Origin of the sequence: Zoogloea sp. (assembly GCF_041914405.1) — a bacterium.
GTDB lineage: Bacteria > Pseudomonadota > Gammaproteobacteria > Burkholderiales > Rhodocyclaceae > Zoogloea.
Genome location: NZ_JAYSDK010000023.1, coordinates 45,347 through 70,575, shown reverse-complemented (window position 1 = coordinate 70,575; position 25,229 = coordinate 45,347). Strand labels below are relative to the sequence as shown.

23 protein-coding genes are annotated in these 25,229 nt (G+C 65.8%); 6 read left to right on the top strand and 17 right to left on the bottom strand.

Annotated features, from left to right (window positions below):
• The first annotated feature begins 13 nt into the window (after positions 1 to 13).
• Complete coding sequence (locus tag ACE3RX_RS14650) at positions 14 to 721, top strand: glutathione S-transferase family protein (protein ID WP_374485168.1); 708 nt, start codon at positions 14 to 16, stop codon at positions 719 to 721.
• A 33-nt stretch (positions 722 to 754) separates the two neighbouring features.
• Entirely contained in the window at positions 755 to 1,864 is a 1,110-nt protein-coding gene (locus ACE3RX_RS14645; protein WP_374485164.1) for an NADH:flavin oxidoreductase/NADH oxidase, read from the top strand.
• A gap of 63 nt (positions 1,865 to 1,927) precedes the next feature.
• Here ACE3RX_RS14645 and ACE3RX_RS14640 read toward each other — a convergent pair whose 3' ends face one another.
• Together ACE3RX_RS14640 and ACE3RX_RS14635 are read right to left on the bottom strand one after the other, a co-directional pair.
• Entirely contained in the window at positions 1,928 to 2,908 is a 981-nt protein-coding gene (locus tag ACE3RX_RS14640) for an AEC family transporter (RefSeq protein ID WP_374485162.1), read from the bottom strand.
• A gap of 115 nt (positions 2,909 to 3,023) precedes the next feature.
• Positions 3,024 to 4,592 carry a class I adenylate-forming enzyme family protein gene (locus ACE3RX_RS14635; protein WP_374485160.1) on the bottom strand — a complete coding sequence of 523 codons (1,569 nt, stop codon included), beginning with the start codon at positions 4,590 to 4,592 and terminating at the stop codon, positions 3,024 to 3,026.
• A 207-nt stretch (positions 4,593 to 4,799) separates the two neighbouring features.
• On the opposite strand from ACE3RX_RS14635, the gene ACE3RX_RS14630 reads away from it, so the two are divergent.
• The gene (locus ACE3RX_RS14630; RefSeq protein WP_374485158.1) at positions 4,800 to 6,548 is read left to right on the top strand and encodes a thiamine pyrophosphate-binding protein; all 1,749 of its coding nucleotides are present in this window, start codon (positions 4,800 to 4,802) and stop codon (positions 6,546 to 6,548) included.
• Positions 6,549 to 6,579: 31 nt separating this feature from the next.
• Positions 6,580 to 7,287: a GntR family transcriptional regulator gene (locus tag ACE3RX_RS14625; protein ID WP_374485156.1), complete on the top strand. Its 708-nt coding sequence runs from the start codon at positions 6,580 to 6,582 to the stop codon at positions 7,285 to 7,287.
• A 170-nt stretch (positions 7,288 to 7,457) separates the two neighbouring features.
• Here ACE3RX_RS14625 and ACE3RX_RS14620 read toward each other — a convergent pair whose 3' ends face one another.
• The 13 genes from ACE3RX_RS14620 to ACE3RX_RS14560 form a co-directional block, all read right to left on the bottom strand.
• Positions 7,458 to 7,823 (bottom strand): DUF6285 domain-containing protein, encoded by a 366-nt coding sequence (locus ACE3RX_RS14620; RefSeq protein ID WP_374485154.1) that lies wholly within the window; start codon positions 7,821 to 7,823, stop codon positions 7,458 to 7,460.
• Positions 7,823 to 8,839, bottom strand: a complete 1,017-nt coding sequence (locus ACE3RX_RS14615) for a phosphotransferase family protein (protein WP_374485152.1) — start codon at positions 8,837 to 8,839, stop codon at positions 7,823 to 7,825. The genes ACE3RX_RS14620 and ACE3RX_RS14615 overlap by 1 nt, the downstream gene beginning before the upstream one ends.
• 12 nt (positions 8,840 to 8,851) lie before the next feature.
• Positions 8,852 to 9,634, bottom strand: coding sequence for an SDR family NAD(P)-dependent oxidoreductase (locus ACE3RX_RS14610; protein ID WP_374485148.1), 783 nt, complete (start codon positions 9,632 to 9,634; stop codon positions 8,852 to 8,854).
• Positions 9,634 to 10,827 (bottom strand): acyl-CoA dehydrogenase family protein, encoded by a 1,194-nt coding sequence (locus tag ACE3RX_RS14605; protein ID WP_374485144.1) that lies wholly within the window; start codon positions 10,825 to 10,827, stop codon positions 9,634 to 9,636. The genes ACE3RX_RS14610 and ACE3RX_RS14605 overlap by 1 nt, the downstream gene beginning before the upstream one ends.
• A gap of 53 nt (positions 10,828 to 10,880) precedes the next feature.
• The gene (locus ACE3RX_RS14600; protein ID WP_374485141.1) at positions 10,881 to 12,761 is read right to left on the bottom strand and encodes a TRAP transporter large permease subunit; all 1,881 of its coding nucleotides are present in this window, start codon (positions 12,759 to 12,761) and stop codon (positions 10,881 to 10,883) included.
• 15 nt (positions 12,762 to 12,776) lie between these two features.
• Positions 12,777 to 13,802, bottom strand: coding sequence for a TRAP transporter substrate-binding protein (locus tag ACE3RX_RS14595; protein WP_374485137.1), 1,026 nt, complete (start codon positions 13,800 to 13,802; stop codon positions 12,777 to 12,779).
• A 323-nt stretch (positions 13,803 to 14,125) separates the two neighbouring features.
• Positions 14,126 to 15,496, bottom strand: coding sequence for an NAD(P)(+) transhydrogenase (Re/Si-specific) subunit beta (locus ACE3RX_RS14590; RefSeq protein ID WP_374485133.1), 1,371 nt, complete (start codon positions 15,494 to 15,496; stop codon positions 14,126 to 14,128).
• Positions 15,493 to 15,780 (bottom strand): NAD(P) transhydrogenase subunit alpha, encoded by a 288-nt coding sequence (locus ACE3RX_RS14585; protein WP_374485130.1) that lies wholly within the window; start codon positions 15,778 to 15,780, stop codon positions 15,493 to 15,495. The genes ACE3RX_RS14590 and ACE3RX_RS14585 overlap by 4 nt, the downstream gene beginning before the upstream one ends.
• A gap of 15 nt (positions 15,781 to 15,795) precedes the next feature.
• A complete protein-coding gene (locus tag ACE3RX_RS14580) occupies positions 15,796 to 16,938 on the bottom strand; it encodes an NAD(P) transhydrogenase subunit alpha (protein ID WP_374485126.1) in 1,143 nt (380 codons plus the stop codon).
• Positions 16,939 to 17,119: 181 nt separating this feature from the next.
• Complete coding sequence (locus tag ACE3RX_RS14575; RefSeq protein WP_374485122.1) at positions 17,120 to 17,986, bottom strand: transporter; 867 nt, start codon at positions 17,984 to 17,986, stop codon at positions 17,120 to 17,122.
• Between the two features lie 141 nt (positions 17,987 to 18,127).
• Positions 18,128 to 19,561, bottom strand: a complete 1,434-nt coding sequence (gene aldA, locus ACE3RX_RS14570; protein ID WP_374485118.1) for an aldehyde dehydrogenase — start codon at positions 19,559 to 19,561, stop codon at positions 18,128 to 18,130.
• Positions 19,562 to 19,658: 97 nt separating this feature from the next.
• A complete protein-coding gene (locus ACE3RX_RS14565) occupies positions 19,659 to 21,398 on the bottom strand; it encodes a PQQ-dependent dehydrogenase, methanol/ethanol family (RefSeq protein WP_374485114.1) in 1,740 nt (579 codons plus the stop codon).
• A gap of 66 nt (positions 21,399 to 21,464) precedes the next feature.
• The gene (locus ACE3RX_RS14560; RefSeq protein ID WP_374485111.1) at positions 21,465 to 22,067 is read right to left on the bottom strand and encodes a ubiquinol-cytochrome c reductase iron-sulfur subunit; all 603 of its coding nucleotides are present in this window, start codon (positions 22,065 to 22,067) and stop codon (positions 21,465 to 21,467) included.
• 300 nt (positions 22,068 to 22,367) lie between these two features.
• On the opposite strand from ACE3RX_RS14560, the gene ACE3RX_RS14555 reads away from it, so the two are divergent.
• A complete protein-coding gene (locus ACE3RX_RS14555) occupies positions 22,368 to 22,691 on the top strand; it encodes a DUF5710 domain-containing protein (RefSeq protein ID WP_374485106.1) in 324 nt (107 codons plus the stop codon).
• Positions 22,692 to 22,820: 129 nt separating this feature from the next.
• Positions 22,821 to 23,270, top strand: coding sequence for a bacteriohemerythrin (locus ACE3RX_RS14550; protein WP_374485103.1), 450 nt, complete (start codon positions 22,821 to 22,823; stop codon positions 23,268 to 23,270).
• Between the two features lie 32 nt (positions 23,271 to 23,302).
• On the opposite strand, the gene ACE3RX_RS14545 is transcribed toward ACE3RX_RS14550, so the two are convergent.
• Both ACE3RX_RS14545 and ACE3RX_RS14540 read right to left on the bottom strand, forming a co-directional pair.
• The gene (locus ACE3RX_RS14545; protein WP_374485099.1) at positions 23,303 to 23,896 is read right to left on the bottom strand and encodes a hypothetical protein; all 594 of its coding nucleotides are present in this window, start codon (positions 23,894 to 23,896) and stop codon (positions 23,303 to 23,305) included.
• Between the two features lie 136 nt (positions 23,897 to 24,032).
• Entirely contained in the window at positions 24,033 to 25,211 is a 1,179-nt protein-coding gene (locus ACE3RX_RS14540; protein WP_374485095.1) for an efflux RND transporter periplasmic adaptor subunit, read from the bottom strand.
• Positions 25,212 to 25,229 lie beyond the last annotated feature (18 nt).

Sequence of the window (25,229 nt, the reverse complement as noted above, 5' to 3'; positions counted from 1 at the left end):
GAAGGAGTTCGCCATGACTGACATGTTGTGCCTGTACGCTTCCGAATCCGAATTCCCCAACCCCGAGCACCTGCAGCTGCGCCTCTTCATTCATGAAAAAGGGATCGCCGCGCACGTCGAGGAGGTGATCTACGACGCGCCCCAGGGCGGCGAGCTGCACCGCTGCCCCTACGCCGCGGCCACGCCGTGGGGCGAAGCGCCAAGCCTTGCGCTGGAAGACGGCAGCTACCTGACCAATGCGGGCGCCATCGCCCGTTATCTCGACCAGCGCTTTCCAGGGCGCAAGGTGCTCGGCAAGAGCGATCTGGAACAAGGCCAGGACGCCATGTGGGAACGGCGCATCTTCCTGCACATGCTCGACCGCCTGATGATGGCGATCAACATCGTCCATGGCGACCCCGAACTGCAGTTCACGCCCCCGCCGGACGCCCAGTGGAGCGCGTATTACTGGCGGGAGGCGCTGTACCACGCGGCGGTGATGGACCGGCAGTTCGCCGACGGCCGGGCCTGGCTGCTCGGCGGCGCGAAACCGACCTTCGCGGACATCGCCCTTTATTCGGCCATCGCGGTGTCCCGGCTGGCCGCCGACCAGACCTCGCTGGATGCGCGCTTCGAATACCTGGGTGCATTCAGGCAGCGCTGGCAGGAACGTCCATCCTTCCAGGCCGCATTTGGCGAAGATCATCAGTGCCAGACAGAACGCATCCACCTGGTCGCCTGATCACACCAGGCACCCACTTTTCATGGAGACCCAATGAGTCAACTTTTCTCGCCTTTCCGCATCGGGCAACTGGAACTGCCCAACCGCATCGTAATTCCCCCCATGTGCCAGTACTCCGCCGAGGACGGCTGCGCATCCGACTGGCACACCATCCACCTGGGCCAGCTGGCCCTGTCGGGGGCCGGCCTGCTGATCGTCGAAGCCACGGCGGTCACCCCTGAAGGGCGCATCACCGCCAACGACCTGGGCCTGTGGTCCGACGAAACCGAGGCCGCCATCAGCCAGGTGCTGCGCAGCGCGCGCAAGTACTCGCAGATCCCGATCGGCGTTCAGCTCGCCCACGCCGGGCGCAAGGCCTCCAGCGCCGTGCCCTGGGAAGGTGGCGCGCTACTGCCGCCTGAGCAAGGTTGGGTTCCGGTCGCCCCGTCGGCCATTCCCCACGGCCCTGGCGAAGCCGCGCCGGAGGCACTGGACGAGGCTGGCCTCGCCCGCATCCTCGCCGGCTTCGTCGAAGCGGCGCAGCGCGCCGTGCGCGCCGGCTACGACCTGATCGAGCTGCACGGCGCCCACGGCTACCTGTTGCACGAGTTCCTGTCGCCCCTGTCCAACCAGCGTACCGACGCCTATGGCGGCGACCTGGAAAACCGCATGCGCTTCCCGCTGCAAGTGTTCGACGCAGTGCGTGCCGTCGTTCCGGCCCACATTCCGGTCGGCGTGCGCCTGTCCGCCACCGACTGGGTGGAGGGTGGCTGGGACCTGCCACAGAGCGTGAGCTTCTGCCAGACCCTGGAAGCGCATGGCTGCAGCTTCCTGCACGTCTCCAGCGGCGGCCTGTCGAGCCAGCAGAAGATCAGCATCGGCCCCGGCTACCAGCTTTCCTTCGCCGCCGAGATCAAGCGCCAGACCAAGCTGCCGGTCATCGCTGTGGGACTTCTCACCGAAGCGGAGCAGGCGGAAGCGGTGGTCGCCGACGACCAGGCCGACCTGGTCGCCATCGGTCGCGGCATGCTCTACAACCCCCGCTGGCCGTGGCACGCCGCCGCCAAGCTGGGTGCCCAGGTGAGCGCACCGCCCCAGTACTGGCGCTCCCAGCCCTCCGACCAGAAGCTGCTGTTCGGCAACATCCGGCTCGGCCAGCGCTAACCCGTCCGGGCTGAAAACCGATGCCGTTCCGGGCCCCACGAGGGCCGGAACGGCATCGACCGTTTACACCTTCGGCATTTCGCCCAGCAGGAACGCGACGGACGCGGAGAAGCTGATGAACGCGAACGCCGTCGTGACCAGCACCACTTGGGCCACCCGGCCGGTATCCGCGCCATAGCGCTCGGACAACATCGGGATGCTACTGGCGCTGGGCAGCGCCGCCACCAGGGCCAGGACGGTCAGCGCCGACGCGCTCAGGGGCAATCCCAGGAACATCGCCAGCTTGCCGACCAGCAGGACCAGGCAGGGATGCAGGACCAGCTTGAAGAGCACCATCCGTGGCACATCCCGACTCCCCGCCGACTTTCCGCCCGCCGCCGCGTGCAGTTGCGAGCGGGCCAGCACCGCCCCGATCGTGAACAGCGCCGCCGGCGAGCCGGCATTGGCCATCATCTCCACCATGCGCGCCAGCGGTCCGTACAGGGACACGTCCGCATACGACGACAGCCCGCCGAGCAGGATCGCCCACGGCAGCGGATTGACCAGCACGCCCTTCAGCACCTTGCGGGCGACCGCCGGGTCCTTGCTGTCACCCGCCGCGTTCAGGCGCGAAAGACCGATGCACAGCGACGTGGTGACGACCATGTCCACCGCCAGCGACACCACGGCCGGTGCCAGGCCGCGCCCGCCGAGCAGGGATGCCAGCAGCGGCATGCCCATGAAGCCGGTATTGGGAAAGGCGACCACCAGTGCGCCGAAGGAGGCGTCGTTCCAGCCGATCTTGCGCCAACGGGTCGCCACGATGGTGATCGCCACCATTGCCAGCGCACACACCAGATAAGTCAGGAAAGCGCTCGTATCGAGCAGGCGCTCGATGGGCGTGTTGGCGGCAAAGCGGAACAGCATGCACGGCAGCGCGAAGAACAGCACGAACACGTTCAGTCCCGGAATGGCGTCGAGCGGCAGCAGACGACAGCGCGCCGCCGCATAGCCACACAGGACCAGCGCAAAGAAAGGAAAGGTCAGGTTCAGTACTTGCTGCATCCCAGCACCCCCAAAAGACATGCGGCAAGTCCTCGGACTTGCCGCAGCGGGCCCTGGCGCCGCCGGCGGATCACGATCCGCGGCATATCAGGGCGTTTTTGCGTGTCAAAGCCGCTCAGGCGGCGATCGCGGACTCCGACGCCACCATGCGCTGGCGCAGGTGGCGGTGCAGGATCTTGCCGGTGGCCGTGCGCGGCATGTCGCGGTCGGCAATGAACAGCACCGAGCGCGGGCACTTGAAGCCGGCCAGGCGCTGGCGGCACCACTCCTCAATCTCCTCGACGGCGATCTGCTGGCCGTCATGGGGCACAATCACCGCCTGGACGGTTTCGCCCCATTTCTCGTGGGGGATGCCGATCACCGCCACGTCCTTCACCTTCGGATGGCTGCCGATGACGCCCTCGACCTCGGAGGGATAGATGTTCTCGCCGCCGCTGATGATCATGTTGCTCTTGCGGTCCACCAGCCAGATGTAACCGTCCGCGTCGCGGCGGGCCATATCGCCCACCGAACACCACTCGCCGCGGAAGGCTTCGCGGGTCTTGGCATCGTTCTTCCAGTAGCCGTCGAAGACGTAGGTCGTGCGGGAGAACAGTTCGCCCACCTCACCGTCCGGCACTTCGCAGCCGTCCACATCGAGCAGACGGATGGCGCCGCTGCCGGCCCATTCGCGCCCCACCGACCCCAGCTTGACCAGTTGTTCGTCCGGACGCAGCAGGGTCACCCAGCCGGCTTCCGTAGAACCATACAACTCGTAGAGCTTGCCGTTGCGGAAGTACTCCATGATGGCCAGCTTGGTGTCCTTGCGCGCCGGCGCGGAGGAGATCATCAGCTTGCCGACGCTGCCCATGTCGTAGCGGGCCTTCACCTCCTCCGGCAGCGCCAGGACCATGATGTAGTGGGTCGGCACCAGGGAAGTGAAAGTGATCCGGTCCTTGGCCAGGGTGGCCAGCAGGGCTTCGGGGCTGAAGCTGCGGCGGTCGTCGACGACCACGGTGGCGCCCATGTGCATGAAGGTCGTGCCGAAATACAGAGAGTTGGCGTGGCACATGGGCATCACCAGCAGGGCGTTGTCATCCCGCGTGAAGCCCATCTCCAGTGCCGTCGCCAGCGCAATCAGGGTGCTGCCGGCGTGGTTGCGGATCGCCCCCTTGGGGCGTCCGGTGGTCCCGGACGTGTACATCAGTGCGCACATGTCCTCCGGCCGGACCGCCTCGAATTCGAGGTCGGCACGGCCGCGGGCGACGAGGCTTTCGTAGCCGGTCCACGCCTCGACACCGTCGCCGATGACGACACAGCGCCCCTGCAGCAGCGGCAGCCCGGTGCGGATTCCATTGACGGTGTCGACGAACTCGGCGCCGCAGATCAGCGCAGCGGCTTCGGCATCCTCGAGGATGTAGGCGATCTCCGGCGCCGTCAGGCGGAAATTCAGCGGCACGGCGACCAGGCCGGCTCGCGCCAGGCCGACGTAGATCTCCATCCATTCGATGCAGTTGTAGGCGAGGACGGCGACGCGGTCACCCTTCTTCAAACCGAGATCCATCAAGCCAGCCGCCAGCCGGCTGGCGCGCTCATCCCACTGGGCGTAGGTCAGTTCCCGGCTGGAATCCCGGGTGCCGAGCTTGTTCGGCGTGAGCCGGGCGTGGGTGGCGATTGCGTCGGAAATGGTGAGTAGGTGGCTCATGTCTAGGGTCTCCTCAGATTGGTTTTACGTGCCTGCTACCTGTCGGCCGTCGAAGAAATTATGGACTTCTGAATTCAGAATACGATAGGATCGCCAGTGTAGCAACTCGATTCGCACAACACCCTTGAGCCATGGTCCGGGACGGACGGCGGGCCCTCTGCCGCGCGGATTTCGAGTCCAGGCCTTCATCGAAGAACAGGAGACATCGTGGCCATTCAACCGATTTCGGAACACTCTGCAGCAGCGGTCATCGCCCGCTTTCTGAAACAACGCGGCGTAGAGCGCGTTTATGCCCTGTGCGGCGGGCACATCATGCCGCTGTGGATGCGCCTGGACGCCGAAGGCATCCGCATCGTCGATGTGCGGGACGAACGCGCCGCGGTCTACATGGCTCACGCCGAGGCCCAGCTCACTGGCAAGATCGGCGTCGCCCTGGTCACCGCCGGCCCCGGCGTCACCAATGCCATGACCGGTATCGCCAACGCCCATGTGGCACGGACGCCGGTGCTGGTGCTGTCCGGTACGCCGCCGCAGGCCCAGGAAAACCGCGGCGCGCTGCAGGACATGGTGCACACCGACCTGGTCCGCTCCATCGTCCGCTACGCGCGCACCGTGCGGCAGCCCGCCCTGGTTCTGCAGGAACTCGATGAGGCCGTCGCCCGCGCCCAAGGCCACGGCGGCGACACGCCGGGTCCGGTGTACCTGGATTTCCCGGTGGATACGCTGCGCGCCGAAGTGCCCCTCGCCGTCCAGATGCCCGAGCACTTCGCCCAGAAGACGCTGCCCGAAGCGCTGCCGGACCCGGCATCGGTGCGCGCCGCGGTGGATCTGCTGTGGTCGGCCAAGCGCCCTCTGTTCATCTCCGGACGCGGTGCCCAAGGCGCCGGGCCCGAGCTGTGTGCGCTGCTGGAACGGCTGCAGGCGCCCTATCTCGACACCGGCGAGAGCCGCGGCCTCGTTCCCGACGAGCATCCCTCGGTCGTCGCTGCGATGCGCGGCGCGGTGATGGGCCAGGCCGACCTGGTGGTGACGGTTGGCCGCCGACTCGACTTCCAGCTCGCCTACGGCTCACCCGCCGTCTTCGGCAACACACAATTCCTGCGGATCGCCGACTGCGCGGCCGAACTGCGCGACAACCGGCGTGGCGCCGTCGAGCTGCTGGCCAGCCCGCGCCTGACGCTGGAGGCCATCCTGAAGGAAGCCGGCGACCGCCAGCCGGCCACCGACACGGACTGGAGCCGCACCCTGCGCGCCAAGCACGAGGAACGCTCGGCGAAGCTGGCCGTCAGCATGCGCGAAGCGCCGGCAGGCCCGGACGGTCTGATGCACCCCAACCGCGTGCTGGCTGCCCTGCGGGATGCCCTGCCGAATGACGCCGTGGTCGTGGCTGATGGCGGTGACTTCCTGAGCTTCGCGCGGGTCGGCCTGCCGGCTTCCACCTACCTCGATCCCGGCTCCCTCGGCTGCATCGGCGTCGGCACGCCCTTCGGCGTCGCCGCCAGCCTGGCCTGCCCCGACCGTACCGTGGTTGTCGCCACCGGCGACGGCGCCTTCGGCTTCAACGCCATGGAGATCGACACCGCGGTGCGCCACAAGGCGCCGCTGCTGGTCGTCGTCGCCAACAACGGCTCGTGGGCCATCGAGGTGCGCGACCAGCGGGAAACCCACGGCAAGGTCTGCGGCACCCATCTTCAATTCTCGGATTACGCCGGCATGGCCCGCTCCTTCGGCATGCACGCCGAGCGGGTAAGCAAGCCCGAAGACCTCCCGGCGGCCATCGAACGCGCCATGGCCAACCGCCCGGCGCTGCTGGATGTGCTGGTCACCCCCGACGCCGCGTCGTCCGACGCCAAGTCCGGGCTGGCCTGGGTGCCCGACCTGCAGGCACTGGCATCCTGGGACGAAGCTGAACGCCGCTGGAGAAATGAAAGCAACTTGGGGGAAAATGCGGTCTAACTGCATTAGGCCGCCAAACGACGGAAACGCCATGAGAACCATCGAAGCACAACCAAAACTGGTCGAACAAGTTACCAAAGCCATCCTCGAGGAGATCTCGGGTGGCCGGCTGCGGCCGGGCACCCGCATCATCCAGGAACAGATCGCCAAGGAACTCGGCGTTTCCCGTCAGCCCATCCAGCAGGCGCTGCTGCTGCTGCGCAACCAGGGCATTCTCCAGGATGCGCCTGGGCGCGGCCTCCTCGTCGCGCCGCTGGACCTCACCTACGTGCGCAACATGTACGACATGCGCGCCGTCATCGAGGGGCTGGCCTGCCGGCGGGCCGCCGAACTGAACGCCAAGACCGCCAAGAGCAAGGGCCCGGCGCTGATCCGCGCCGGCCGCAAGGCCGTCGCCAACAACGACGTGCCGGCGATGGTCGCGGCCGACATGGCCTTCCATGCCTTCATCTACGAGCTGTCGGAAAACCCGCTGATCGCCCCGACGATGGAAACCCACTGGACGAGCACCCAGCGCGTGATGGGCGAAGTGCTGATGCGCGACGAGCAGCCACGCAACATCTGGGACCAGCACGACACCATGCTGCAGGCCATTAGCACCGGCGACGGGGAAACGGCCGAGGCCCTTGGCCGCCGGCATATCTCTGAAGCCGCCGACTTCATGATCCAGCGCCTGCGTGAAGTGAATGGCGCCGGCGCCTCGCAGAGCGACGAAGTGGCGGCCACCAGCCGCGCCTGAAATCGCCCCCAACGCCGCCACTAACGTGGCGGTGACTGCGAGTTTGGCCAGATCAACACGCTCAAACTGCAAAACATTAGCCCCCGATGCCAACTTGGCTCCGGGGGCTTCTTTCTTTCCGTCTGGCGGGCAACCGGTGCGACACCGGCAGCCCGCACGAGCCGTGTGATTTACTTCGGCAAGGCCTTGGGATTGCTCTCCCGCAGACGCTGCAGGCCCACCCGGCGCAGGTGGCCGAACAGCGCCTCGCGCGCGGGCTGGCCGGGGTCGCCCTTGCCTTCACGCAGCAGGCGGCTCAGGCGGCGCGCGCCTTCGGCGGCATCTACACGGGAGTCGTCGAGCAGATTGCGCAGGGCGGCCAGTTCCTCGGCCTCCGGGCCGTCACCGTACTGCAGTTGCCGCTCGGCGATGGACAGCGCATTCATCACCATCAGCAGCGCATGCTTCCGATCCGCCGCGAGCGTCGGCAGGATCTCCTCGCGCAGGACCTGGCGGGCGCAGGCCAGCAGCGCGTCTCCCTTGGGTTGTTCGCGCATCAGTCGTTCTCCGTCATGTTGAGGATTTCCCACTCCAGCTCGGGCACGATGTGCCCCGTCAGGGCCAGCAGCAGGGAGTTCTCGCGCCCCGAGCAATGGCGCTCGGCCTGCTGGATGGCGATCATTGCCCAGTTCATGTGGGCCATCACCTCCCAGTAGCGCACCGCCTCGCGGTCGAGGGCGCGCCCGGACTCCTGCTCGTAGCCGCGGTAGAAGTCCTCCCGCGCGCCAACGCCGCCGGCTTCCGCGTCCAGCTTGCCAAAGCGCCAGCACTTGGCGCAGAACCAGCCGATATCCTCGAGGGGATCACTCCAGCCAGCGAACTCCCAGTCGAGGATGCCGGTCAGGCCCTGCTCATCGACCATGTAGTTGCCGGTACGGAAATCCCGATGGCACAGGGCCATCCGGTCCCGCGGCGGGGCATGGCGCTCAAGCCAGCGCAGGCCCCATTCGAGGGCCGGATAGGCGGTGTGATGGGCGTCCAGGTAGTCTCGGTGCAGACGGATGCTGTGCAGCGCCGGCGCGTCCTCGTACCACGGCAGGAAATCCAGCGCAGCCTGGGGCGGCTGCACCGAGTGGATGCGCGCCAGCTCGCGGCCGAGGCGTTCGGCCAGCTGCACCCGATCGCCGCCAAAGCGGGCGTCCTTGACGAGGACATGCCCCGCCGCGGTGCCGCCGATGCGCCGCATCAGGAAGAACGGGCGGCCGATCACCGCCGGGTCATCGCACAGCCACAGGGGCTCGGGAACCGTAACGCCGGCCTCGAAGACCGTGCGCAGCAGCGCGAACTCCTGCGCACGCCCGTGGCTGATGGCCACCCCGGCGGTCGGCGAGTCGCAGCGCAGCACGCAATCCAGACGCCCGGACAGCGCGCCGCCGCTCAGCGCGATCTCGAGCAACCAGTTCTCCTGCACCGCGCCACCGGACAACAGCTTGGCGCTGGCGATGTCCGCAGCCGATGCGCCGGCGGCCTGGGCGACGAAACCGGCCAGCGCCTTCTTGGAAATATCATCCATGCTCTTCTTACCTCACAGGCCGCTGACCAGATGCGCGCCGTCCACCGCCACGCAGGCCCCCGACATCGCCTTGCCGGCATCCGACGCCAGCAGCAGCAGGGTGCCGTTCAGATCGTCGAGTTCGGAGAAACGCCGGCTCGGGATGCGCATGCGCAGCTTCTCGCCGGCTTCGCTGAGCAGGAAGTCCCGGTTCAGGTCGGTGATGACGTAGCCAGGCAGCACCGCATTGACGCGGATGCCATGGCGGGCCAGTTCGAGAGCCATCGCCTTGGTCGCCTGCAGCACGCCGGCCTTGGAGATCGCGTACGGCGCCACACCACCGCCAACCCGCTCGCCGAGGATCGAGGCGATGTTCACGATGCTGCCGGGTTTGCCGGCCGCAACCATGCGCCGTGCGCCTTCCGTGGCGACCAGCCAGCACCCCTTCAGGTTGGGATCAATGACCTGGTTCCAGTCTTCCTCGGTCTGCTGGAGCAGCGGCTTGGTGACGGTCTGGCCGGCGTTATTGACGATGATGTCCGGCACGTCGGCCACGCTGGCGGCACGGTCGAAGGCGGCCACGATGGAGGCGCCGTCAGTCACGTCGATCTCAACCGCATGAGCCCGCCCGCCGAGGGCAGCGATCTCATTGACGGTGTCGACGAGCTTGTCGGCACGCCGGGCGGTGACGATCACCTCGGCGCCGGCACGGGCCAGGACCTTGGCGAAATGCCGCCCGAGGCCACTTGATGCGCCGGTCACCAGCGCGACCCGGCCTTCCAGGCTGAACATCTGTTGCAGAAAGCTCTTGTCCATCATGCCTCCCCACCCTGGCGAACCGACGCGTTACTGCGTCCACTGAGAATCTTCTTGCCGAGGCTGAAACGGTGCACCTCGCTCGGACCATCGTAGATGCGGAAAGCCCGCATGTCGGCGAAGATGCGCGCGACGATGGTTTCGTGGGTCACGCCCTGGCCGCCCAGGATCTGCACGCTGCGGTCGACGACGCGCCATTCCGCCTCGGAGCAGACCACCTTGGCCCGACTCGATTCGAAGTTGCAGCGCTCGCCCTGATCAAGCAGCCATGCGGTGTGCCAGATGTGCAGGCGGGCGGTCTGCAGGTCCATCTCGTTGTCGGCGAGCATGAAGCCGACGCCCTCGTGATCCCCGAGGGTGCGCCCGAAAGCCTGCCGCGTGCGGGCGTGCTGCAGCGCCGCGTCATGGGCCCGGCGCGCCTGGCCGAGCCAGCGCATGCAGTGGGTGAGACGGGCCGGTGCCAGGCGGACCTGGGCGTAGCGGAAGCCCTTGCCGATCTCGCCCAGCACGTCCGACGCCGGCACGCGCAGGTTGTTAAAGCGCAGCACGCCGTGCCCACCGGTGAAGCAGGAGTCGAGGGCATCCATCGTGCGGACCAGCTCGATGCCGGGCTGGTCCATGTCGGCCAGGAACATCGTGGCGGTGCCGTCTTCCATCCGCGCCATGATGATGGCGAAGGACGCGCCCTCGGCGCCGGTGATGAACCACTTGGTGCCGTTGATGAGGTAGTCGTCGCCGTCCTTCACCGCCGTCGTGGCCAGCATGGACGGATCGGCACCGGCACCCGGGGGGGGCTCGGTCATCGCGAAGCAGGAGCGTGTCCGCCCTTCGACCATCGGCTTCAGCCAGCGCAGCTTCTGGGCCGGCGACGCGACGGCTTCCAGCAGGTGGATGTTGCCCTCGTCCGGCGCGTGGATGTTCAGCGCGGTCGGCCCCAGTGTCGAATAGCCCGCCTCTTCGAAGACGACGGCCTTCTCCACGTGGGACAGGCCGAGGCCGCCGAACTCACGCCCGGCATGCGGGGTCAGCAGCCCTGCCCGACGCGCCCGGTCGACCAGCTCGGTACGCAGTTCCTCCGTGGGGCCATGCGGCGTCTGGCGCGGATCGCGCTCCAGCGGAATGACTTCATCGGCGATGAAGCGCCGCACGTGCTCCTGCAACTCCTTCAGTTTGGGAGACAGTGAAAAATCCATGGTTTTACCCTTTTCGATTGTTCTGACAACTCGGGCCCGCGAGCCCGTTCATTTCACAGCAGCCCGGTCGACAGCCACGGCACGGCGGCAACGACGACCAGGCCAACGAGCAAGGCGAACACGTACAGGAGGATCGGCCTCACCCCCTCCTCCGGGCGGACCCGCCCGATTGCACAAGCCGCGTAGTAGCCGACCCCGAAAGGCGGCGCGAACAGCCCGACCCCCATGGAGAGCACGACGACCATCGCGTAATGCACTTCATGCACCCCGACCTCCCGCGCAATGGGGAACAGCAGCGGGCCAAACAGCACGATGGCCGGAATCCCTTCGAGCACCGAACCGAGGATCACGAAGGCCACGATGGAGACAGCGAGGAACATGGCGCGGCCACCGGGCAGCGACACCATGAAGTCCGCCAGGCTGGCGGAAAAACCGGACTGGGTCAGGGACCAGGCCATGCCGGTGGCCGTGCCGATGATGAGCAGGATCGCGCCCGACAAGGCCGCCGTCTCGACGAGCATCGGATATAGCCGCGACCACTGTGTACCGCGGTAGATCAGCAGACCGACCAGCAGCGCATAGGCGATGCCGAGGGTGGACACCTCGGTGGCAGTCGCCACGCCCTGCACCACTGCGGCGCGGATCACGAAGGGCAACGCCAGGGCCGGCAGGGCAACCACAAAGGCCCGCCCGATGTCCGCACGGCTGGCCTTGCGCACCCCGTCCAGCGACTCGTTGCGATAGCGCCACCAGACCACTGCGCACAGGGTCAGTCCGAGCACCACGCCGGGCAGCATGCCGCCGGTGAACAAGGCGGCGATCGACACCCCCGTGACCGAGCCGATGGTGATCAGCACCAAGCTGGGCGGAATGGTCTCGGTCTGCGCCCCGGTGGCAGCCAGCAGCGCGACCAGGTCGCCGGACTTGGCGCCACGCTGGCGCATCTCCGGAAACAGCACCGGGGCAACCGCCGCCATGTCGGCCACCTTCGAGCCGGAGATGCCGGACACCAGGTACATGGCGCCGAGCAGCACGTAGTGCAACCCGCCCTTCACATGCCCGAGCAGGCTGGCCAGGAAGGCCACCATCGCCCGCGCCATGCCGGTCATCTCGATCAACAGGCCGAGGAACACGAACAGGGGGACCGACAGCAGGATCAGGTGCGACATGCCTTCGTCCATGCGCCCCACCAGCACGCTCACCGGCATGGAGGTGGTCAACGCGAGGAAGCCGAAGGTCGCCAGGCCAAAGGACACGGCGATCGGCACACCGATCAGCACCGTTGTCGCCGTCACGCCGACGAAGAAGACGATCAGGTTGAAGTTGCCCAGTTCCTTCAACAGCGGTCCGGCCAGCCAGAACCCGCCGCACGCAGCCAGCGTCGTCGCCACCGCCGTCAGCACCAGCCCCCAGTGGGCCGTACGCAGCAGGCGGATGAAGGCCATCAGCGCCATCAGCGCCAGCCCGACCGGCAGGGCCGCGGCACGCCAGGCATTGGACAACTCGAGCGCCGGCGTCGTGACGAAGACTTCGTCCGCCGCGTACTCGTAGGCCGGCCCGAGGATCAGCAGCAGGAAGGCCACCGCCGCCGCGATGGCAACGGTATCGAGGAAGGCCCGCCGGTGCGGCGACATCTTGCTGACCAGGGCCGTCATCCGCATGTGCTCACCGCGCCGGAAGGCGACCACCGCCCCCATGCTGGCCAGCCACAGGAACAGGATGGAAGCCAGCTCGTCGGTCCACACCAGCGGCGCGCTCAGGACGTAACGGGACAGCACGCCGGCGAACAGCACGCCGATCTCCGCAACGATGAGCAGCGCGGCGACGGCCTCGATCGCCCCCGCCAACAGGCGCTCAGCCCACAAGGCCCCTTTCGCCCAGCCTCGGGGCGACGCCCCATCGGCCGGCGCCAGGGATTGCACCAGGGTGTTCATGATGGTCTCCCTGGCTCAAGCGAGGTCGCCCGCGTACTGCTTGAGCAAGCCCCAGGCCTCCGGCCCGAACTTGTCCCGCGCCTGGGCGTAGAAGCCGCGGGCGCTCAGGGCCTTGCGGAAAGCCGTCGTGTCCACATCGTTGAAGATCAGGCCACGCCCTTCGAGCACCTTGCGCAGTTCGTTGCCAGCCCGCGCCATGTCCTCGCGCTGGCGCCGCGCACCGGCGTTGATGTGCTTGGCGATAACCTGCTGGACGTCCGCCGGCAGGGATTTCCAGACGCGGCCGTTGGCGACGAACCAGAACTCGCTCCACGCGTGGTTGCTGAGGGAGCAGTATTTCTGCACTTCGTAGAACTTGGCCGACTCGATCAGCGCCAGCGCGTTTTCCTGGCCATCGGCAACCTTGGTCTGCAGCGCCTGGTAGGCCTCGCTGAGCGGCAGGCTGACCGGTGCGGCATCGACGGCCTTGAACATCGACACCCACAGCGGCACCACCGGCACGCGGATCTTGAAGTTGCGCAGGTCGTCCGGCGTGCGGATGGGGCGCGTGCTGCTGGTGATCTGGCGGAAGCCGTTGTCCCAGACGGTATCGAAGGGAACCAGGTTGACCTTCTCGATCCCCTGGCGGATGTGCTTGCCCAGCGCGCCGTCCATCGCCGCCCAGACCTTGTCGTAGCCGGAGAAGGCGAAACCGACGCCGGTGATCGCGGTGACCGGGATCAGCGTGGACATCACGGTGCCCGGGAAGGTGGCCATTTCGAGCGCGCCGGAGCGGATCTGCGACATCATGTCCGAATCGCTGCCCAGCTGGTTGTTGGGAAACAGCTGGATGACCACGCGCCCGTTGGTCTCGGCAGCGATGGCATCGATGGCTTCCTTCAGACGGACGTTCACCGAATGCGTCATCGGGAGATCGGTACCGAGTTTCAGCTTGAACTCGGGCGCCTTGCCGGCGTGCGCCAGCACCGGGCGGCTCAAGGCCGCGGCGCCGGCGGCAACGGTTGCGGCGGCCAGAAACTGCCTGCGGGTGAAAGTGGCCATGTCTTGTCTCCTCGTATAGTATTTTTCGCGCCGTGGTCCGTGCGCGGACTTTCCGGGATCTAGCCTGGATCGGATGACCGACTTCCCCGGGCAAAATTCTGAATTCAGAATTCCTAAAGACATGGTCAGTGTATTTTGAATTCAGAGTTTGTCAATATCTGTTTTGCCCATCGTGCGCCCAGACTCTGGCCAAGTTCCGGCAATGCGCCGCAGCAGCGGAAATGGCGCTCAAATGCACGATGCCGCCGGCCCGCTCATCGTGAGCGAACCGGCGGCATCGACCTCCAGCCGGGAAGAACAGGCGGGCGACAGACGCCCTGCCCTTACTGTGCGAGCAACTTGATCTGCTGGATCATCTCGGCCACCGCCTGCTGGGCGGAACCATAGAGCAGGCGCGTGTTGTCGCCGTAGAACAAGGCGTTGTCGATACCGGAATAACCCGTCCCCTTGCCCCGCTTCACGACGATGACGTTGCGCGCGTGGTCGGCGTTGAGGATGGGCATGCCGTAGATCGGGCTGGACTTGTCGGTTCGTGCCGACGGATTGACCACGTCGTTGGCACCGATCACCAGCGCCACGTCGGCCTGGGCGAAATCGCCGTTGACCTCTTCGAGATCGAGGATCTTCTCGTAGGGCACACCCGCCTCGGCCAGCAACACGTTCATGTGCCCCGGCATGCGGCCCGCCACCGGGTGGATGGCGAACACCACCTCGACTCCGGCCTCTTCCAGCAGCTCCGACATCTCCCACACCTTGTGCTGGGCGCCGGCCACCGCCATGCCGTAGCCCGGCACGATGATGACTTTCTGCGCGTAGCTCATCAGGGAGGCCGCATCCATTGCGGAAACCGGCTTCTGCTCACCACTGACGGCCTCACCGCCACCGCCCGCCACCGGCACGAACAGCACATTGGCGAGAGGACGGTTCATTGCCTTGGCCATCAGCTGGGTCAGCAGGGTGCCAGCGGCACCGACAACGATGCCGGCGACGATCAGCGCCGGATTGCCTAGCACATAACCTTCGAAGCCCACCGCCAGGCCGGTGAAGGCGTTGAACAAGGAGATCACCACCGGCATGTCCGCCCCGCCGATGGGCAGCGTGACGACGACGCCGAGAAGCAGCGCCACCAGGAAGAAGCTCATCACCAGAACGGGCCGGAGCTCCGGGTAGAGCATGATGGAGACGCCGAAACCCGCGGCAAGCACAGCCAGGCCGACATTGATGCCGTTCTGTCCCGGCAGCCGGATCGCGCTGCTCAGGCTCCCGCGCAGCTTGGCCCAGGCCACGACGGAGCCCGAGAAGGACACCGCGCCGATCAAGGCACCGAAGGTCGCCAGCAGCGTCACCGAGGGCGCACTGAGCCCGCCGCGATAGAACTCCAGCAGCGCAATAGCTGCCGCCGCGCCACCGCCGAGGCCGTTGTAGATGGCCACCATCTGCGGCATGTCGGTCATCGCCACCTTCTTGCCGGAGATCCATGCCGAGCTGCCCCCCAGCGCAATGGCCAGGATGATCAACCCATAGTTCGACATGCCCGGCCACAGGAAGGTGGCGAGCGTCGCCAGCAGCATGCCGGCGCCGGCCCAGACGATGCCGCGCCGGGCCCGAACGGGGGAGCTCATCCCCTTGAGGCCCAGGATGAACAGCACCGTCGATACGAAATAGCTCGCCTCGATCAAGGGCAGCGTGCTCATGAGCGCTCTCCCTTGCCCTTGAACATCCCCAGCATGCGCTCGGTCACCACGTAACCGCCGGCGGCATTCGCGGCACCAAGCAGCACGGCAATGAAGCCAATGGCCTGCTCCAGCGGCCCGTCGGCTTCACCCAACGCGATCATGCCGCCGACCAGCACCACACCGTGCACGAAGTTGGAGCCGGACATCAGCGGAGTATGCAGAATCACCGGTACCTTGGAGATGACCTCATAACCGGTGAATGCCGCCAACATGAATAAATAAACTGCAATCAAGCCTTCCAAGACAACGCTCCCATATCAAAGGCAAAGGCCATGCGCCCGCCGTACTCCTTCATGACGGATCTCGCCGTCATGGGTCAGGCAGGTCCCCGCGACCACTTCGTCATTCCAGTCGAGCACCAGCTCACCATCCTTGATCAGCGGGGACAGGAAATTGAACAGGTTGCGCGCATACATTTCAGATGCATGCACCGGCATGCGACTGGCAATGTCCGTCGGGCCGATGAGCAGCACCTCGCCGACCCGGATCTTTTCACCCGGCTGCGTGCCGGCCACGTTGCCGCCGCTTTCCGCCGCCAGGTCGACGACCACCGCACCGGGACGCATGGCGCGCAGCATGTCGGCATCGACGATCAGCGGCGCCCGCTTGCCGGGCACGGCAGCGGTAGTGATCAACGCATCACAATCGGCAATCGCCTTGGTGAGCCTTTCTCGCTGCAGGCGCACTTCGTCTGCTGACAACTCCCGCGCATAGCCGCCAGCGCCGCTGGCGGTAACGCCGGCGTCCACGAAGCGGGCACCCAGGGATTCGATCTGCTCGCGGGTCTCCGGCCGTACGTCGTAGCCCGACACCATCGCGCCGAGACGGCGGGCGGTCGCCATGGCCTGCAGGCCGGCGACGCCGGCGCCGATGACCAGCACCTTGGCCGGACGGATCGTCCCGGCCGCATAGGTCAGCATCGGAAAGAACTTCGGGCAGTGGTCGGCTGCAATCAGCGCACACTCGTAGCCAGCCACCGCGGCCTGGCTGGACAGCACGTCCATGCTCTGGGCGCGGCTGATACGCGGCAGCAGCTCCATCGCGAAGCTCGTCAGGCCCAGCTGCGCCAACGCGCCTACACGCGGGGCATCGCTCCAGGGTTGCAGGCTGCCGACCAGCACGCCAGCCGGCTTCATCGTCTGCAGCACTTCAACGGCGGGCGGCTGGATGGACAGCACGATGTCCGATTCCGCAAACAATTGCGCTGCGGTGTCGACCAGATCGACGCCGACAAAGGCCTCATCGGCAAAATGAGCCGCCTGTCCGGCTCCGCGCTGCATGAGCACCCTGGCGCCCAACTGCCGATACTTGCCTGCTACTTCCGGGGTCAGCGGGAGGCGGCATTCCCCTGCACGGAACGTCTTTGGAACGCCGATCGTTATGCTCGTCTTGCTGGTCATCGCTACTCGAATAAGAAAAGGGAAGGCGCCCGCTCCGGTGGAAGAAGGGAGGTTTCCGGAGAAGCAGGATCACCAGGCGTTCATGACGCCTTCCCAGGAAATCGGGGTCCGCGGGACTCCAGGAGGAGCCCCGCGGAATGGGCGGGTCAGGAGAGACGACCGGCCCGGCTGAAACAATCGATCAGAAGACGTAAGCGAACTTCACGTTGAGGTTGTTGGAAACCGGAGCGTTGGAGCCCTCGATGCCCTTGGAGTAATGCACGGCGATGGAGGAATGGTCGTAGGTGTGGAACATGACCCCAAACACAGCGGCGGTTTCATGGCCGCCCGGATTGCCATTGACGGACTGGTTGTTCTGGTAGTCCAGGCCGATGTACGGCTCGAGCAGGCCAGTGGCGCGGTAGCCCAGGCGGTTGTTCAGGTGCCAGTAATCGGCCGGACGCGAACCGGTCACCGAATCGCCATTGAAGTGGTAACCGAAGTTGCCGACGTAGTTGACCTTGTCGAACTGGGCATCCCAGAAGATGGAACCCAGCACATCCCAGCGATCACCGCCGCCGACGGCCTTGTCACCCACCGGCACGGACACGAACAGGTCGGTACCCAGGGTCCAGTTGTCCGCCGGCTTGTACCAGGCGGCGAAACCGGTAATCGGGTCGCCCATGCCACCGGTGGAGGTACGCGCAGTCTTGTCGCGGACACCCACTTCAGGAACGATCACTTCCCAGGCCAGGCCCACCTTGGAGCTGAATTCCGGGGTCCACAGGCGGACATACTTGGTCAGGCCGACCATGGTGTCGGAGCTGTTGGCGGAACGATTCTTGTGGCTACCGGAATCCCACACATCGCGCGTGTTTTGCAGCGTCGCGTACTGCACGAAGATGTTGAACGGCTTGAAGTCCACCGGCAGGGCGTACTCGTGGGGGCTGATGAAGCGACGATCGACCTGCGCGTTGGCGGCGGTGCCGATGGCGGCCAGGGCGACCAGTACGGCGCCCTTCAGCAGGGCCTTCGACTTGCGCTGCTTGTTGTTGATGTGATTTGCCATTTCTTGTGTCTCCTCTGTGGTTCTCTGCCAAAAATTTGGGACAACACCGCCCTGACGGGCGATCGGCATGCGATCGCCCGGGCTGGCTGGTGCTGGATACGGCTTTGGAATTGCTGCGCTGGGACCTGGCAGCAATGCGGATCAGTGGGTCTGCAGATAGACCACGTGGGTTTCGGTGAACTCGTACAGACCGTGCTTGCCGTCGGCCCCGCCGATACCGGACTTGCGGCGGCCGGCGTGGAAGCCCTGCATGGCCTCGAAGTGCTCGCGATTGATGTAGGTCTCGCCGAAGCGCAGCTCCGCAGTGGCCTTCATCGCGGCGTTCAGGTCCCGGGTGAAGATGGAGGAGGTCAGGCCGTACTCGGAGTCGTTGGCCAGTGCCAGGGCCTCGTCCAGATCCTCGATGATCTGGATCGGCAGGACCGGTCCGAAGATCTCCTTCCTCATCACGTCCATGCTGGAAGTGCAGCCGACGAGCACGGTCGGCTCGAAATGGAAACCGGTACGGTCGGCCATCTTGCCGCCGGTCAGCACTTCGGCGCCCTGCTCGCGGGCGCTTTCGACGAGGGCCGCGATCTTGTCCAGGCCGATGCGGTTGACCAGCGGGCCCATGTGCAGGTCGGTCTCGGTCATCGGGTTGCCGTAGCGGGTCGCGGCCATCAGCGCCGTAACCTTCTCGGCCAGCGCCTGGGCAACGCCACGCTGCACATAGACGCGCTCGGCGGCATTGCAGACCTGCCCGGTGTTGAGCACGCGGGAGGCATGCAGGGCGCGGGCGGTCAGGTCCAGGTCTGCATCGTTCAGCACGATGGCCGGCGCCTTGCCGCCCAGTTCCAGATTGACGCGGGTCAGGTTGCGCGCGGCGGCTTCCATGATGCGGATGCCGGTATCGACGCTGCCGGTAAAGGTGACCAGGCCGACATCCTTGTGTGAAGACAGCATCGCGCCGGTCTTGCCGCCACCGCTCACCAGGTTGAACACGCCGGCGGGCAGATCGCACTCGGCCACGAGTTGGGCGAACTCATAGGCGTTCAGCGGGGTTTCCTCGCTGGACTTGATCACGATGGTGTTGCCGGTGACGAGCGCCGGCGCCAGCTTGCGGGCGATCAGGAAGAACGGGAAGTTCCACGGCAGGATGCCGGCCACCACGCCGATGGGCTTGCGATGCACGAAGATGGTCTCGCCCGGACGATCGCTCTGCACGATCTCGCCTTCGATGCGGCGCGCCCATTCGGCCATGTAGTCGATGTAGTTGGCGGTGAAGTCCACCTCGACGCGGGCCAGGTCGAGGATCTTGCCCTGCTCCAGGGTAATGGTCTGGGCCAGGCGCTCCTTGTTGTCGCGGATCTTGTTGGCGATCTTGCGCAGGTGGGTGGCACGCTGGATCGCAGGCAGCCTTTCCCAAGCCGGCTGGGCGCGGCGGGCCGCCTCGACGGCGCGATCGACATCTTCCTGGGTGGAATCGGGAACGCTGCCCAGGACTTCATGGGTAGCCGGGTTGCGGACTTCGATCTGGCCGCCACCAAGCGCGCCGACGAACTGATTGTCGATGTAATTGAGACAGACTTTGTTCATTTTGGATTACCTCTGGGCGTAACGACACCTGGGCACTGGGCCCATGAAAACGATCCAGGATGGCCCGGCGTAACGCCGGGCCGACGGAGTTAGAGGCTTACTTCGAGAGCTTGTAGACCATCACGGTGCCGCCCTGCGGAACGTTGGTCTTCTCGCCCAGCAGGCGATCGATACCGCCCTGCATGCGCTGGGAATCCACGCCCCAGCCGGACTGCACGGCGACGTACTGCTCGCCATCCACCTCAAAGGTGGTCGGCACGCCAGTGACACCCGACGGCGTGGCGGCTTCCCACAGCTTCTCGCCAGTCTTGGCATTGAAGGCGCGGAACATGCGGTCGTTGGTACCGCCAGCGAAGAGGAGATTGCCACCGGTGGTCAGCAGCGGGCCCCAGTTGAAGGTCGGGAACTTATGTGTCCACACCTGCTTGCCGGTCTTCAGGTCCCAGGCCTGGATCTCGCCGATGGTCTTGGGTGCCGTGTCGCTACCCTTGGCCCAACGCAGGCCGGTCAGGATCGCCTCGATCGGGTAGCCGATGTAAAGGTCACCCTTCTTGTACTTGGTGGGCTCCGGCTCGGGCAGCTCGGCACACAGGTTGTTGTTGGCCGGCACGTAGAGCAGGCCGGTCTGCGGGTTGTAGGCCTCCGGCGTCCAGTCCTTGCCGCCCCACAGGGACGGGCAGAAATGCACATCGCCCTTGCCCACGCCCGGACGACGATTCTCGAAATAGGTCGACCGGCCGGTTTTCGGATCGATGGACTTGATCGTGTTGTTGTTCACGAACGGGTAGGCATCGACGAAGTTCAGCTTCTGGCCATTGCGCTCGAGCACCCACAGGTAGCCGTTGCGACCGGCATGTACTGCCAGCTGGCGCTTCTTGCCCTTGACTTCCTGGTCGATCAGCAGCGGAGCGGAAACTTCATCCCAGTCCCACGCATCGTTCGGGTTGTACTGGAAGTAGCCCTGCAGCTTGCCGGTATCCACATCGAGCACAATGGTCGAGCCGGTGTAGAGGTTGTCGCCCTTGCGGCCTTCGGTCGGCCACGGCGCCGGGTTGCCGGTGCCCCAGTAGGCCAGGTTGGTCTTGGGATCGTAGGAGCCGGTCACCCAGATGCTGCCGCCGCCGTTCTTGTAGGCGCCTTCCGGCCAGGTATCGCCACCCGGCTCGCCCGGGGCCGCCGTCGTGTAGGTACGCCAGGCTTCCGTACCGGTCTCCGCATCGTAGGCGGCCACGAAGCCACGGACGCCGGTTTCGCCACCCGAGGAGCCGATCATGATCTTGCCCTTGGCGGCCAGCGGCGCCAGGGTGACGTAGTTGAGCGCCTTCCAGTCGCCCACCGCCTTCTTCCATACTTCCTTGCCGGTCTTGGCGTCCAGCGCCACCAGATAGGCATCGACAGTGGCGACATAGACCTTGTCACCGTACAGGGCCACGCCCCGGTTGGTCGGATGCAGTTGCAGCAGCTCGGCCGGCAGCTCCTTCTTGTAACGCCAGATCTCCTTGCCCGACTTGGCGTCGAGCGCGATCACCTGGGCACCCGGCGTCGTGACGAACATGTAGCCGTTATTGACGATCGGGGGCGACTGATGGCCCTCGGTCTGGCCGGTGGCGAAAGCCCAGGCCAGGGTCAGCTTGCCGACGTTGGCGTCGGTGATCGACGCGAGGGGGCTGTAACCCCAACCCGCATAGTTGCCGCGATACTGCAGCCAGTTGGCCGGCTCCGGGTTGCTCAGCCGGGCATCCGTCACTGGCCGGTAATCGCCAAGGGCCGCCATCGCCAATGCCGATGACATAACACAGGCCGTACCGACAGCCAGGCGCGTCACGATTCGCTTCATTTGTTTGTCTCCAGTTGTGATTAGAGCGGCTTCTTGGTGGCCGCCAGTGCGAAAAATCTGAGGGTGTCAGGCCGGCGCGTAACCGGGAGGCGCGGTGAAATCGCCAGCAATGACGAGGGTGTCGCCCTTGAGGGCGAGGGGAAGCAGAGGCAAGGGCCGCGGCGCGGGGCCGCCCATCACGGCGCCAGCCTGGGTCGGAGCGAACTTGGAACCGTGGCAGAAGCAGGCAAGCACTTGCTCCTTGGCCATCCAGGTCTTCACGTCACAACCGTTGTGGGTGCACACGGAGGAAAAGGCCAGCACCCCGCCTGCGGAAACGGCCTTCAGCCTGGCATCCAGTTCAGACTCGGCGAAGCGGATCAGCACTACCTTGTTCAATCGCGTCTCGGAGCGGGGTTGCTTCTTGGCGGCGTCGAAAGGGAAGGCCAGCAGCGGCTTGCCCGGCTTGAGATCCGCCAACTTGAGCGGCGTCGGCTCGCCGTCGGCATCGTCTTCCACCAGCAGGTCGCCGGGCACTACCCGGGCCACTGGGGCGGCCGCCTGGGCGCTCCTCCCGGCCAGCGTCAAGCCGGCCACCAATCCGCCCGCAGCCAGACGAAGGACCTTGCGGCGATCCTCATTTCCCAAGGCCTGGCTCGAGCAGGCGCAACTGCAATCTTTCGCGTTCATTCCGATGTCTCCATGTCGAACCCTGGCGCCACCCATGGCGTCGGGCTGTTCTCCTTTTCGGTACGGCCGTTTTTTTAGTGACTATACAAACTCTGAATTCAGAGTGCAACAAGAGTACAAAATTTTTTGAACACTGAATTCAAAAAATTTTGAAAAAGGCCGGAATGTCGTCGAGCGGATATGAGGACGTACAATCAATGGAGACGACTGGCCGGCACCGAAGCGCCGCCATGGCCACGAGCCCAGGCAATCCGCCAGGCCAGGCAACCTGAATCACAGAACAGACAAGGACCCACGCCGATGCGCACCAACCTTCGAGTACCGTTTGCCGAAAAAGACGAGGCCAAGCGCCTGGGCGCCCGCTGGGACCCGGGGCGGCGGCTGTGGTATGTGCAGAACGCTGCAGACCTCTCGGCTTTCAGCCGATGGCTGCCGGACACCGCGGAGGATGGCGCGGCGGAACCACTAAAGCCCGCCGGCACGCGCAAGCCGGCAACGTCCGCAGCGCTGGTGAAGGTCGGGGCACACTACTTCGAACTCGACTGCGAATGCCTGCCCTGGGAAGGCTGCGCAAAGTGCCAGGCGATCGTCGTGGCAAAGGGCTGGCGGACCGGCGCTGACTGAATGGTCAGCAGCGAGTTGACGCGCCGAACTGTCCATTTTTGATACAAATCCACGCCCTTATGGATTTATATCCATGTATCCTCACCGGACACACCAAAACAAAACAGAACAGAAGAGGGGACGCACACAATGGAGATCGTCAGCCCCGGATTGAGCACCGGAAACAAGATCATCGACGACCAGCATCAGGAGATACTGACCCTCGCCAGGGAAGCCATGAGCCGCTTCGACGAGAGCCGTGGCGGTAACTCCAGCGAGTTCCACACACTGCTGAACACCCTGGCCACGCTGGCGGCCAGGCACTTTCATACCGAAGAAACCCTGCTCCGCCAGAACGCCTGCCCGACACTCAAGGAGCATCAGGAGGAACACGCCGCCTACAGCGAACGGATCCTCGACCTACTGATGAAAGCCATGGCAGGAAACCTCGACCGCAGCGGGCTGTTGAGCGTCATGGAGGACTGGACGACGCATCATCTGCTCGTCTGGGACGCAGGCTGCGTCCACTACCTGCAGGAGGGCAGCCAAGTGGAGACGCACAGCAGCCTCCCCCTGCCCTCCCCCCCGACGGAGCACTGACGCATGCCGGGCCGCCCGGCCCGGCATGCAGCTCACATCAGGGACGGCTCGATACGCTCGGTGTTCGGCTCAAGGCGGGCCGCCACCTGGGCCTTTGATGGAGCGGGCTTCTTGCCAGCCGGTTTCGGCTCGTCGGCAGCCTTCATGCCCCGCCCCAAACGCGCACCGAAAAAGCCGAACAAGCCACCGAACACGCTGGCCACCAGCGAACCCATGATGGGTACCGGCGAGGCCGGCGGGGTCACCGGCACAGGCGGCGTGGCGTGGGCCCTCTTCAGCTCGGTGTGGGCCTGGCTCAAGCCGCTAAGCTGACGGCCCAAGTCTTCAACACGATTTTCCAGCTGCCGGTTTGAGTTCTCCAGCTCGCTCATCCGCCTGACGAACTCCGGTGGAATCGCGGGCGCGGGAGGCTGCACCGCGACTGCCTTGCGGGCAACGGGCAGCGCGACCTTCTCCTTGTGAGGTGCGGGCTTCACGGCCGTCTTCTTTGGCGCCGCCTTGCTTGTCTTGGTAGCCGACGCATTCTTGGCGGCGGGCACCGGATGATGGCTGCTTTCATGGGGAGCCGCCTGAGCGCCAAGGGAAACGGCCAGCGCCAGGCCCGGGAGGATGTGACGATAAAGCATGGACTTCGTGAGCAATCGTTAGGAGCGGCTTGTCGGAACAGCCAGGAACAGGCGGCCGGCCGCAGGTGTGGCGTCCATTCCCGCAGCAAACACGGGCGAACACCGGAAGACTTGTTGCGAAGCCGGGATTTTAAGCCTAAGCCTGATCATCGGAAACCGGCTTCACCAGATCACCGACGTGCAGTTCGCCCTGCGGTCTGGAAACCACCCGGCTATGTTCATCGACACCGGAGGTAATCTCGATCCAGTCGTCCTTGGTCCGGCCAAGGCCAACTTCGACCATCTGGATCCGGTTATCCCCATCGACGACGAGCACGCGCGCATTGCCCTTCTGGCGCAGCACAGCGGCGACCGGCAGCGCGAGCACCTTGCGCCGGCCGAGCAGGATGCTGCCGGAGACGTTCAGGCCAGCCTTGAGATCGGTGTCCGCCGGCAGATCCACATAGACCAGGCCATTGCGGCTCGTCAGGTCGATGGTCGGCGACACCAGGCGGATGCGCCCCTTCACGTCAGGCCCGAGGGGGCTGTCGACGGTGACGTCCTGCCCGCGCGCCAGCTTGCCGAGCAGCTCACCCTTCACTTCGGCGCGCCATTCCAGGCGTCCCTGGCGGATCAGACGGAACAGCTCACTGCCGGCCTGCACGATGGTGCCTTCGGCGGCGAAGCTGGCCGAAATCAAGCCGTCATCCGGCGCCACCAGCGTTGCGTACTGCATGCGCAGCTGCTGGCGCCGTTCCTGCGCCCTCGCGGCATTCACGCGGGCTTCGGCAGTGTGCTTCTGGGTTTCGTAGAGCGTCAGCTCCTGCTGGCTGACGCCGCCCGACGGCGCCAGCCGCTTACCGCGCTCCAGCGTAGCCACCGCCTGGGCCAACGTCGCCTCGGCCTCGGCCACCTGGGCCTTGGCCGCGTCGATGTCGGTTTCCACCGTCGCGGTATCCAGGCGGGCCAGCACCTGCCCCTTCTTGACCTGGTCGCCGACGTTCACCAGCACGCTGGACAGGCGCAGGCCGCCCACTTCGGCGCCGACGCGCGTCTCCTGCCAGGGCATCACGTTGCCGCTGGCCCGGATCAGGTCGGGCCACACGGCCGACTTGGGGTGCAGCCAGGACACCGAACGCGGCACCGGCGCTGGCGGCGGTGATGGCGGCACAACCACGGCCGGCGCGGCGGATGCCTTGGCCGGCTGAGCGGAGCCTGCAGGCTGGGGCGTAGCCCCCTGCTCCGCACTGGAAAACGACGCCGAGCCGAGCAGCAGGGCCAGCGGCGTGGCCAGCGGCGTGGCCAGAGCCAGCGCCGAGACGGTGCATTTCTTCAAGAAGGGTTGATTAGCGAA